This is a genomic window from Pontibacter populi (genome assembly GCF_040278685.1).
Classification (GTDB): domain Bacteria; phylum Bacteroidota; class Bacteroidia; order Cytophagales; family Hymenobacteraceae; genus Pontibacter; species Pontibacter populi.
This window is the reverse complement of the sequence record NZ_JBEOKT010000011.1, coordinates 1-12,241: the sequence shown is the minus strand read 5'-3', so window position 1 is coordinate 12,241 and position 12,241 is coordinate 1. Positions and strand designations below refer to the sequence as shown.

Genomic DNA, 12,241 nt, shown 5'->3' with positions numbered 1-12,241 from the left:
ATACTCATTGGTAACTACAGTAGCTGATGCTAAGATAGATGCTGCAACCGGTATATTCTCCTGGACTCCTACAGAATTGCACGGACCCGGAACGTACACTTTTAAAGTCAAGGTATCAGACGGAAGCCTGACCGATGAAGAGGAGTTTCAAATAAAAGTAAATGAAGTGAACCAGGCTCCTTTGCTGGCAACTATAGGTAACTACGAAGTGAAGCTCGGCAGTACATTGCAATTTAAGCTGACTGCTTCAGACGCTGATATTCCAGTTCAGAAACTTACGTATTCGGCTAATAAGTTGCCAACAGGTGCCGTACTGAATGCGTCTACCGGGGAGTTCTCATGGAAGCCAGCTTCAGGGCAGGAAGATAGTTATAAGATAATCTTTAAAGTAAGTGACGGAGTAGCACAGACCACACAGCAAACAACTATAACTGTTACCAAACAACAAGTTGCTGCACCAACTATAACTTACTTCCAGCCTGCCATCGGTAAAGTCGGCCAGGATGTAGTGATAAGAGGAACAAACTTTGTAGGCGTAACGGCAGTTTATTTTAATAATGTGTCTGCAAGTTTCACGCTTGTCAACTCCACACACATCATGGCAAAAGTGCCTGTTGGTGCTAAAACAGGTAAGGTAAGTGTTGTAGCAGCAGGTGGCAAGGCTGTCAGTTCAACTAACTTTACTGTGTTAACTGAAAACACTTTCCCGCCGGTTATAAACGGATTTACACCAGGCAGGGGAGGTGTTGGTAGTAAAGTTGTGATTAAGGGATTGAACCTGAAAAATACAACTATGGTTAAGTTCGGATCTTCGGTAGCTAATTATAAAGTTGATGTAAACGGTGTAATTACAACGTATGTGCCTCAGGTTAGTGTTTCGTTGCCTGCCAGTATGTACATCTCAGTTACCACTTCGGCAGGAACCGCTACCAGTAAAGAGCAGTTCATCGTAACGTCGCCTTACAATAAATCAAAATACAACCGAGTAACCACGCTTAATGCTCCTGAGAAATCAATACAGGAAATAGAGGTTTATCCGAATCCTATCATTGATAAAGCAACTATAAACCTCACGTTGCAGGAGAGCGGAAACTACAGGATCAGTTTGTTTGATGACATGGGCAAGATGGTTTCTGTGCTGGAGCAAGGTACCGCCGAAGCTGGTAAATCCAGGACGTTAGAACTAGATGGTTCTAAACTGGCTAAAGGCTTATACCTTATCCGGTTGGAGCACAAGACAGGAGGCAGTACTATTAAAGTGATCATCGATAAATAAAGTAAGGCCTTATAGTTAATTTTAAAACCACTTATTAAAAGCCAGCTGCATACCACCCAGGTAAAGCAGTTGGCTTTTTTAATTTGCATCTATACCTGAAAATAGACTTTAAATCAGATTTTGGTTAAATAAATAAACTGGTCTATAATTTATGTTTCCCGGAAAAGTAATGTAATATTGATTGTTGCAGAACTTTCTTAAATTTGATTTTGTAGCAGAGTAAGTGTTTCGGAAGGGCGGACGTTCGCTGGTCTGGTAAATTTAAGTTTGGAGAGTTGGTATGGTTACAGATTTTACTTTTATACGCAGTCTTTTTTTACAAAATACACCGAAATTTATTGTGCTGCTTATTTCTCCGCTTTTACTGAGCTGTGAGAAAATTGAATCGCCAGCCGAAATCCCTTTTTTTGAGACAGAGCCTGTCAGCAAGCTTGTAGTTCCGGCCATAACCGAGGCATCTGGCATAGCTGACAGTAAAACAAACCCCGGGTATTTATGGGTGCACGAAGATGGTGGAAACCCTGCTCAACTTCATTTGCTGGGTCACAATGGCGAGGCCGCCACACAGGTAGCTATAGTTGGTGCCACAAACCGCGACTGGGAAGATATGGCCCGGGCAGGCAATGATCTTTACGTGGCTGATATTGGCGACAATAACAAGGCTTACGAGAACTATACGATCTATAAATTTCCGGAGCCGGTGGCAGGCATTGAGAAAGTTATCAGCTACGAAAAGATAAAGTTCAGATATGCAGATGGCGCTCACGATGCCGAAGCCATGCTGGTAGACCCTGAAACCAAAGCTATCTACATTATCACAAAACGCGAAAATCCATCCCGCATCTACAAAATAAGCAGTCCCAAGACTACAGGACTCAACACTGCCGAGCTGGTTGGTACATTGGCTTATGGTGGCGTTGTAAGCGCGACCCTGGCTGATGATGGTAAAAGCATTATCGTAAAAACCTATGCCGGTCTGTGGTACTATAGCCGGGCTGCCTCTGAAACTATAGAGCAGGCACTTCAGAAAAGCTACCATAAATTACCTTACATAACAGAGCCGCAGGGCGAGGCAGTTACTTATTCAGTTAAAAACAACGGCTATTTTACATTAAGCGAGAAAGGTTTTAAGAATGAGATCAACCTGCATTACTATAAAATGAAATAAACAGTTACCAGACTGCTTTATAAAATCAAAAGGCCGCTTCACAATTCGTAAAGCGGCCTTTTTTTTAGTTTGGTTTGTTTCAGGGAGTATATGCATTACCTGCAAAACAGGTACAAAAAAAGAAAGGCTTCCCGTCTGGAAGCCTTTCCTTGTGATAAGTTTATAAAAACTTTTCAACTTTTAGCCATGTTCTTTTACGGTACTGTTTTCAGGAAGGTTACAGGTTATTCAAAAAAAACGTAATTTTTTTTACAGAAACAGCCATCCTTTATTTTTCGACGATAATTCACAAAAACTGGTAACTTCCCATAGTTGCGAAACAACTATAGCTTTGTTTACGGAGAGAGCCGTAATACCATTAAAGCATCGCACATTTACCACTTATAGTTTGTTAAACTGATATGGAACATTTTGTAAATGAGAACTCTGTGGTGCGACAGATCTGGGGCAAAGGCGATACGATCCTTTTTATATTTGCCGGGGCCTCTGCTGAATTCGCGCTGAATAAAGCAGTGGACTGGCTCTACTTTACCGGCCGGCTTCCCGCTGACCCGTTGGGCAGGCTTTTCTCTACAGTAGAATATGCCCGCAAAATTGTTTTTTCGGAGAAGCAGGCTGCATGGCGCGCGATTGATGCCATGGCTGCCATACATGCAAACGTAGAGACAAAGCGCGGCACCAGCATTCCGGACTGGGCTTACCGAGATGTGCTATTTATGCTCATCGATTACTCTATCCGCTCTTTTGAAGTGCTGGAACGTAAATTAACCGAAGCAGAAAAGGCCGAAGTGTTCCAGGTTTTTTATCGGGTTGGTTACCGGATGGGCGTAAAAGACTTGCCCGACAACTATAAAGACTGGGTTACGATGCGCGAAGATCACCTGCAGCACAACCTGCAAAAAAGCCACTTCACCATTGATCTTTTCAAACAGTACCGTAAGCATCTGGGAATAATCAGGTACCGGATTTTGCTGGAGGCTCAAACGCTTATAGTTCCGGACAGGGTGCGTACCTTACTGGAGTTCAGGAAAATGTCGTTGCTTAAACCGGTGCTTGGCGTATATAAACTCAGCCGTTTTATCAATGCTGATAAGTTGTTGAAAGAGCTGATCATGCCTTCGGCATATAAGTCGGAGATAAAAGCATTGGATAGTGTAACATCATCCTGACTATAGTTTATGTACCTGATATGGTCTGCTTACTTCTTATAACTCGTATTAGATTTGATAAAACCTTCCGGAAGGAGGCTTTGAAGCTTATTCCTGTCTATAAACGCAACAGTATTTCTTCTTTAAAAAACGATGAACAAGCAAACTATAGCAGCCCGGTTTGCTTTGCCCGTTTGCCCGGCATGAGAGAGGGTTTTGAATTCTGATACAGTTGTAACTGGCAAATATTCAGGCTTTTATATGTTATTTTTTTCTGGTTTTATCGAATGTGTATGCAACCCATTTGCTCCGCCGGGTATCCTATAGGCATAACTCGATTAAAACTATGAAAATGAATTACCTGAAAGTGTGGTTAGGAAAGGGGAGGCTTTTACTACTAGTATTATCTGTAACATCGTTAAGCGCCTGCGAAGATACGAACTGTATTAAAGGCGATGGCGCCATCGAAACACGCATTTTGAACCTGGAGCCTTTCTCCAGGATAGAAGCCAACGGAAATTTTAAAGTTTACCTGACCCAGGGGCCCAACCAGAGAGTGGAAGTAAAAGGTGAACCAAACATTCTGAGCCAGCTTGAAACCAACGTTTCTAACAGCACCTGGAAGATCACGCACCGGGAATGTGTGCGAAAAAGTGACGATGTAGAAGTGTACATCACCATACCGGAAGTAGAGTCGCTTTTCCTGAACGGATCCGGGCACATAGAAGGGCAAAACACCATTACAGCAACCGACCTGCCCGTGGCAGTTAATGGGTCCGGCAAAATTGCACTGGATGTGCTGGCCAATAAGATCATTACTCAACTAACCGGCTCTGGAAAAATAGTACTGCAGGGCGAGTCGCCTGTCCATACTGTTAACATTTCCGGTTCTGGCCGCACCGAAGCGTTTAATCTTAGTTCTGAGAATGTAAAAGTAAATATTTCGGGTTCGGGTACTGGCGAAGTAACGGCTATAAATGCACTTGATGTGACGATCTCGGGTAGCGGGAATCTGTACTATAAAGGCAACCCAACTATAACGCAGCATATATCCGGATCTGGCAAAGTATTGAAAAGATAACTGAGACTTAGCAAGGTTGCAGTTTTGATTGACAGTGTTTTGTGCTAACATTCAGCTATAGTTCATATAACTGTTTTGGTTAAATGAGGAGCATCTTATACCTCAAATCGCATGGCTGCGTAAACCGCGTGTAACAGAAACAAAATAATGATGAAGCGGATCAGGACCCTTGCGATACTAAATGCCTTCTTTTTCCTGTTGCACCTGGTGCCGGCACAGCTAACGCAATTAAAACTACTGAGCGGCCAGACCATCGGCGAAGTGTCAGATAAGTACTTTACATTGTTTACGCCAGCCGGAGTAACTTTTGCTATCTGGGGCGTGATCTACCTGGCGCTGTCGGCATTTTCTATTTATCACCTTGTAAGGGCGTTTAAAGAAGATGCTTCTCACGAAGCAAACCGGGCCATTTCGCGTATGGGCTACCTGTTCATGTTAAATAACCTGGCTACAGGGCTATGGACAATTGTCTGGGTGCATGAATTACTGTTGGTTTCGGTGGGCTTGATACTGTTACAGCTCGTTACGCTTGTCTTAATTCAGCTGAGGGTAGGAATCTATAACCCGGAGCGTTCGCTGGCATCCAGGTGGTTTACGCAATTTCCGCTGAGTATCTTTTTTGGCTGGATCTGTATTGCTACCGTAGCCAACATCAGTGCCATGCTGGTCGGTTATAACTGGCATGGCTTCGGTTTATCACCCGAATTCTGGACCATGTTCATGATTACTGTTGCTACAGCTATAACGCTTTTTGTAGTTTATAAAGGACGAAACGCCTTCGTAGGCCTGGTCACGATCTGGGCGTTTTACGGTATCATCCTAAAGCATAAAGAACTGAAGCTGACCTCCAGCCCGGATATTATCACAACGGCATGGCTTTGCCTGGCTTTGGTCGCGCTGCTTGTACTGTTTATAGTTTACCGAAACATAACGCACAGTAAAAGGGTCTTCAGTGTTTAAGTAGTAAAACTATAGTTTAAGTCTGAAGCTAATAGTTGCTAAATGGGTAGTGGGGGTATAGTATGACCTATTACCATTTATAGTCTGAGACAAAAGTGAGGCAGGCATAAATAAAAAAAGGCTCCCCGTCTGGGAGCCTTTTTTTATGATAAGTTTATAAAAACTTTTCAACTTTTAGCCACCCTTGTATACGGGAGTAAGTTTCAGATGGTTGTAAGGTTTTAGAAAATAATTTAAAAAAATTTAAAACGTGGCCTCAGTTTCAAAATAAAGCAGATTTTAGTTCTGTTTTATAGTTGCATGTCACTATTCGTGCTTGATTTCGTATGTGTGCCAGAACAAATCAACAACCTGCAATCGCGTACCTGTAAAAAGAAAGATACGCCCGGCACCCTGCTTATGAAATTCCTTTTTACCATACTATACCTCCTCTTATTTTCGGCACACCTGCACGCAGAAGTAGTTGCTTTGCCTTATCCTTCAACTATAAAATTAGTTGATGAAAAAGCTGACTCAAAACCAGGAAGCCGGCAACTAGTGCAGCTTTATTTCAGATCATCAACCAGCAACGCAAATACAACAAATAATTCTGGCGATTTAGCTCAGAGCAACCCAAACGATTTATGGCAGGATAAGGAAGCTTCCAGCCGCGCACCACTTTGGAAACCGGCTGCGCAGGTAGTAGCCGTTAACCTGTTATTTATGGGCTATAACCGCTACATTGCTAAGGCAGAATATGGCTATGTAAACTTCGATACCTGGAAACATAACCTCAGCTCTGAACCGGAATGGGACACTGACGAATTTGGAATAAACTTTATCGGTCATCCATACCAGGGTACGTTATATTTTAATGCGGCCCGTTCGCAGGGGTATACCTACTGGCAGTCGTTGCCTTTTGCTGTAGCAGGCAGCCTAACCTGGGAATACTTTGGCGAGAACACGCTTCCATCTTACAACGACATGATCTATACGCCTCTGAACGGGGCTGCCCTTGGGGAGATATTGTACCGTGTGAGCTCAAATATACTGGATGACAGAACCAGGGGCAGAGAGCGGGCGATACGCGAAGTGGCGGCAGGAATCATAAACCCGGTTCGTGGCTTAAACAGGCTGTTACAGGGGCAAACATTCCGGGTATCAGATCAGGACCTGTATGAATCGGAACCGATCAATGTCACGGTTTTTGCCGGGCTTCACCGCCTGAACAACGAGGAAAACGATCTGTTCGGGAAAGGCAAAAGCAATGCTATGCTCAGTTTGCAACTCGACTATGGCAGACCTTACGAAATCATGAAGCGCCAGCCATTCGACTTTTTCAGGCTGAGGGCGGAGTTTAGTTCAGGAAAAGCAGACACGATAGCCAGCCTCATAAACAACGTAACTGGCTACGGCATACTGGCCGGCCATAACATGCAGCTAGGAAAATTGTCTTTGCTAACAGGCGCCTTTCAGTATTACGACTACTGGAACACCCGTAATTTTGAGCTGGGCTCGCTGAGTTTTGGCGGAGGCGTTTTTTCGATGCTTGAGTTTGGTAACCGGGTCAACTTATATACAAACGCTCACGTGGGTATAATTCCGCTGGCCGGTAACAGCACCCGCTCTGCTCAGGATCTGGCAAATTTCCGCAAGTACACTTATAATACTGGTCTGCAAGGCAAAATAGAAAGTACCCTGGCTTTAAGCGACCATGCTTCCATCGCTTTTGTATACTATCATTTCTGGCTTAATACCTTTGACGGGCTTGAAGGGAATAATTCGATCGGGATCGTAAGGCCTAGAGCTACTGTTCAGCTGTACAAAAACCTGAGTCTGGGATACGAGCATTTTGGGTACTCTACTAACAGGAGGCTGGATGATTACCCGGATCAGAGATCGGTCATAACAGAACAGAAAATATTCCTGCAGCTTTTCCTGGAAGCCCCTCAGCGAAGTGGAGGTTATCATTAACTATAGTTGTGATTAACATACTTTGCCCTCGCTCGCCTCTGGCGGGTGTGAGTTACCAGCGGACTCTGGCCGCTTAAGCCTGTGCCTCCAGCATAAGTAGCGGGACGAAACCAAATAGTTCACACTCGTCAGAGGCAAGCGAGGGTTTTATAATAGATATTTTACAAGCATTCAACAGGCCTGTTTCCAAGAGGGGAATATTCCGGAGAGCAGCCATTCGTCACAAACTTCCGGGTTTTCATCACATTTGCTGTTTTGTATCAAAGCTTTCTCTTATCATTGATCCATGAATGATCTGACAATGAAAAGTTTTATCGCTGAACCGCTACAACGGAATAAAGTAGAGTTCTGGGCAGCCACCACCATTTTTGTATTCGCGCTGTTTTCGCTCATTACCGCCGACAGTCCGAACGAGCATCTATTCCGGGATGCCGGTTACGAATTCCATTACTACGAGAACTATTTCTGGCCACAACTGCTGCGCTATAGTTTGCTGTACATGGCCTTTTTGTTGTTCAATTTCAAAATATTGCCAAGGTTCATTTCTAAACAAAAAATCTGGCTTAATATCTTCCTCACGCTGATCTCCTTTGTAGTGCTGAGCCTGTTTATTGGTATTATTGATACGTATACCAAAGGATACCTTTTCAATAGATTTGATTCCGAAGACGAAACCTATAGTTACATTTTCCAAAACAGTTTCAGGCATACCCTGTGGCTACTGCTGATGTTCGGTTTCTATTCTGCGATTAAGTTCACAGGGCTTTACCTGCTCTCAAATTCCACAATTATACAGGCTAAATACCGGATGGTAACCCGCGATGCGCTTACTGCATTCGTGTTCTGGATGGTGAGTGTTTTCCTGTTACTTATCATGGATGTGGGCGAGGAGATCACGGTAGTATGGGCTGTGTTTTCTTTAAGCGCCTTGCTGTTGTATTGTATCTCATTTTATACGCTGATCCCGAAGGCTTTAACAACTAAAAATCCGCTCAGGTCTTATGTATTGCGTGTGCTGCTGTTGCTTGCCCTGTCTTTTCTGCCTATTGCTTTTATAATCATGATGGTTATTTACCATGAAGATGCAGCTTTTGGCATAAGCTTTTTCAACCTGCTTTTCCAGTTAGCGGTAACGGTGCCAGTAACCTGGGTGCTGTTTAAGCGCCACGCCAAAGGAAACGAAGAAGTATATGTGCTGAAGAAAGAACTTGGCAGATCGAACGCCAATCTTGATTTCCTGAGGTCGCAAATAAACCCGCACTTCCTCTTTAATGCATTGAATACACTGTACGGCACAGCCCTGCAGGAGAACAGCGAGCGTACCGCACAAGGCATACAAATGCTCGGCGACATGATGCGCTTTATGCTGCACGAAAACCATCAGCCCAGGATCCTGCTTTCGCGCGAGGTAGAGTACATGCGTAACTATATCGATCTGCAATTACTACGTACGTCTATGTCTCCGGATATTGTGATAGAAACCCGGATAGAAGACGTGCTTGCAGAAAAATATATTGCCCCGATGTTGCTTATTCCGTTCGTTGAGAACGCATTTAAACATGGCATCAGCCTGAAAGAGAGATCATGGATCAGAATAAGCCTGCACACCGATCAAAGCAAACTCTATTTCGACGTATATAACAGCAGGCACCCGAAGTTGGAACAGGATCCGGAAAAAGATAAATCTGGTATTGGGCTAAGCAATGTAAAGCAGCGTCTTGATCTGCTTTACCAAAGCAAACACGAGCTGATTATACGCGAAACGCCTGAAGAATACTTCGTGCACCTTACACTTGAGTTGTAACTATATGAAGTTAAAAAGTTAGAAAGTGTTAGAGATGTAGAGACTCAATATCTTAGGTCGTCGCAACTATAGTTTACAATCTGATTTTGTAGCGAATAGAGATAAACCTAACTATAGTTTTAAGTAATTTCAGGGTAAAATAAAGCAGGTAGATAATGAGAGCAATAGCACTAGACGATGAACCCATGGCGCTGGAAGTGGTGCGCATGCACGCTGCCAAAGTGCCCTATTTAGAGTTAGTTGCCAGCTTTACAGATGCCTTTAAAGCACTGGAGTACTTGCAAAATGAGCCTGTAGACCTGCTGTTCCTGGATATTAAAATGCCTGATATTTCGGGACTGGAGTTTGTAACCAGCCTGCAGAAAAAGCCGATGGTGATCTTTACAACGGCTTACACCGAACACGCTGTTACCAGTTTTGAGTTAGATGCCATAGACTACCTGCTAAAACCGTTTTCGCTGCCGAGGTTTATAAAAGCATGCAACAAAGCACATGAACTGCTGCAACTACGCGGAACTATAACCTCAGCCAAAGATTACGTTTTCCTGAAGACAGGGTATGAGCAGGTAAAGGTTTACTATGATGAAATTCTGTACATGGAAGCAGCCGGAAACTACGTGACTTTTGTGCTGGAAGATAAAAAGCTACTGTCGCGGATGACGATAAACGAACTGAGCGAACAGTTGCCTCCTGATAAGTTTATCCGGGTGCACCGGTCGTACATTGTGGCCAAAGACAGGATCGACAAAATTGAGCGCCACCAGGTAACTATAAAAGGAAATGACGTGCCGGTCGGGTCATCTTATATGTCCTGCTTACATTTAGCATAAAGTTTAGTTAGTGTTTATTTTAGTGATTGTGTTTTTAAGCAAAAGCCACGCTGTGTAGTGCAGCGGGGCTTTTGTGTGCTAAAACTATAGTTTATCAGATCATCGCGATCGTTTTGTTATCGACCTGCACGCCGTAGGTTTTCTTATAATGTACCTTCTTCTCCAGCGCAGCAATTACAGGTTCAGAAAAGTCTACGCCTTCCAATTCGCTGGCATCGGGCAAAGCACCCGGGCTGAACACGTTTATCTCCATCAGCTTATCACCCACTATATCCAGGCCAACCAGGAACATGCCATCCTGTATTAGTTTTGGTTTTACCAGCTCCACCAGGTCCAGCATGCGCTTGTCTACTTTGGCTGCTACAGCAGAACCGCCAGCATGCATGTTGCTCCGGATATCGTCTTTGCTATTAACTCTGCGAATGGCGCAATACTTTCCTTTATGTTGCAGCGCTTCCCCGTTCATCACAAAAAGACGCACATCGCCTTCTGTTGCTTCTGTTAAATATTCCTGGGCAATTACATAGCCATCCCTACTGATCGCTTCAACGATCTGGTTCAGGTTGGTGGCATCATTTTTTTTAACCATGAACACGCCCGAGCCACCAGATCCCTGCAATGGCTTTAGGATGATGTTATTTTTCTGTTCGTTAAAAAATTCCTTTATCTCTTCTTTGTCGCGGGTAATAAGGGTGCGTGGCCTGACTGCTTCCGGAAAGTGCTGGAAGTACATTTTATTTACCGCATCCGATAATGAAGTAGGGTCATTTAAAACGATAACGCCGTGGCGCAAGGCTAGCTGTCCGAATATAATTCCGGCATTCTGTGCCCAGGAGCGGCCTTCTCCTTCAGAAGACGGGTCGTTGCGGAGCATCAGCACGTCCAGATCCGGGGCAGTTACGCGCACTTTTATGGCTTTGTCGCCATGCAGGGCTTCCAGGTATGTTGCCGGTGATTTGTATTTATGTTTTCTATCGGCCTGCGTGGCTGTGGCTCCCATATAGCCGTCAGGGTAATAGGCCAGGTCGCCAACGCCCATCAGGTACACATTGTGCCCAAGGTTGTGCATGCGCTGTGCCAGGAAAATAGTGGTGTAAGATGCTTTTTCTGTATTTACGTCGTTTACTACGAATCCAATATTCATGTGTGATGCTTTTATGATTTGTTTTGGTTGGTCAGAAGATTATAGTAGGTTAAATACTGATATGCCTTCTTTTAGTTTTTCAAGTTTGGGTTTTATGGCTGGGTCAAGCAGGTAACGCGGTTTTAAGGGTACTGGCCGCAGCACATTTCTGTAGATCAGTTCCTGAACTATGGGGATATAATCCTGCCGTATTTTCCCGATAAGCAGGGGCTCAAGGTCGTTGCCTTCTTTCAGGTAGTTCAGCAAATGAACAAGTCCACGCAGGTAAACGGCGTCTTTGGTTAAGCCGCCGCCGCGGTGTACGCGCATGGTTATATCCCAGGCAGTCTCATCATCAAAGCTATAGTTTTCCTTCAGTCGCCAGAAGTTATCTGAAAAACTGCACCCTTTTGTTAAATGGTAAACGGTAATTACCCTTGCTGCCAGGGTACGCATCCTGTCATGGTCCAGGCCACCAACCAACCATTCACTAAGTACAGCCAGTCCTTCCTGCAACTCTTCGTAGCCGGGGCTGCCTACATATAGTTGCTGCAATGGCTGTGCTTTGCCGTTATAGTAAGTAAGTATGTGCGTACCAACTTCATGCTGTATTAAGGCCTGTGCTCGGTGGCGGGGAATCTTTGCATCGGTTCCTACATTCAGCCTGCCCTTCGAAACAATCAGCCCAACTATAGCATCACTCACATCTACACCGGAATCTACGCCACTATATTGGCTTTTAAGAAACGCGATTTCCTGCTCGGCCAGGGCTGCAAATTCTGGCACAGGTATAAGCGCTACATCATTTTCGCGGGTTGAGTGGGGTAAGGCTGCCAGCAACTGTTCCGCTATTTTCAACAGATCATCATCTACAGCCCCAAACAACTGCATACTGCTG

General features: G+C 44.3%; 10 protein-coding genes. 8 read left to right on the top strand and 2 right to left on the bottom strand.

What is annotated here, in order from left to right:
* Positions 1-7 precede the first annotated feature (7 nt).
* The 8 genes from ABS362_RS12785 to ABS362_RS12750 all read left to right on the top strand — a co-directional run bounded on the left by ABS362_RS12785 (position 8) and on the right by ABS362_RS12750 (position 10,220).
* Complete coding sequence (locus ABS362_RS12785; RefSeq protein ID WP_350412879.1) at positions 8-1,276, top strand: putative Ig domain-containing protein; 1,269 nt, start codon at positions 8-10, stop codon at positions 1,274-1,276.
* A 340-nt stretch (positions 1,277-1,616) separates the two neighbouring features.
* Complete coding sequence (locus ABS362_RS12780; protein ID WP_350412878.1) at positions 1,617-2,444, top strand: hypothetical protein; 828 nt, start codon at positions 1,617-1,619, stop codon at positions 2,442-2,444.
* Between the two features lie 401 nt (positions 2,445-2,845).
* Positions 2,846-3,613, top strand: coding sequence for an oxygenase MpaB family protein (locus ABS362_RS12775; protein WP_350412877.1), 768 nt, complete (start codon positions 2,846-2,848; stop codon positions 3,611-3,613).
* 325 nt (positions 3,614-3,938) lie between these two features.
* Positions 3,939-4,673 carry a head GIN domain-containing protein gene (locus tag ABS362_RS12770; protein ID WP_350412876.1) on the top strand — a complete coding sequence of 245 codons (735 nt, stop codon included), beginning with the start codon at positions 3,939-3,941 and terminating at the stop codon, positions 4,671-4,673.
* A 147-nt stretch (positions 4,674-4,820) separates the two neighbouring features.
* Positions 4,821-5,633: a TspO-related membrane protein gene (locus ABS362_RS12765; RefSeq protein WP_350412875.1), complete on the top strand. Its 813-nt coding sequence runs from the start codon at positions 4,821-4,823 to the stop codon at positions 5,631-5,633.
* A gap of 300 nt (positions 5,634-5,933) precedes the next feature.
* The gene (locus ABS362_RS12760) at positions 5,934-7,586 is read left to right on the top strand and encodes a DUF3943 domain-containing protein (RefSeq protein WP_350412873.1); all 1,653 of its coding nucleotides are present in this window, start codon (positions 5,934-5,936) and stop codon (positions 7,584-7,586) included.
* 286 nt (positions 7,587-7,872) lie between these two features.
* Positions 7,873-9,390, top strand: coding sequence for a sensor histidine kinase (locus ABS362_RS12755; RefSeq protein ID WP_350412872.1), 1,518 nt, complete (start codon positions 7,873-7,875; stop codon positions 9,388-9,390).
* A gap of 155 nt (positions 9,391-9,545) precedes the next feature.
* Positions 9,546-10,220, top strand: a complete 675-nt coding sequence (locus ABS362_RS12750; protein ID WP_350412870.1) for a LytR/AlgR family response regulator transcription factor — start codon at positions 9,546-9,548, stop codon at positions 10,218-10,220.
* Positions 10,221-10,314: 94 nt separating this feature from the next.
* Here the strand turns inward: ABS362_RS12750 and ABS362_RS12745 are convergent, their stop codons facing one another.
* Together ABS362_RS12745 and ABS362_RS12740 are read right to left on the bottom strand one after the other, a co-directional pair.
* Positions 10,315-11,364, bottom strand: a complete 1,050-nt coding sequence (locus tag ABS362_RS12745; RefSeq protein ID WP_350412868.1) for a glutathione synthetase — start codon at positions 11,362-11,364, stop codon at positions 10,315-10,317.
* Positions 11,365-11,403: 39 nt separating this feature from the next.
* The coding region (locus ABS362_RS12740; protein ID WP_350412867.1) for a tyrosine/phenylalanine carboxypeptidase domain-containing protein at positions 11,404-12,241 on the bottom strand (838 nt) is incomplete at its 5' end.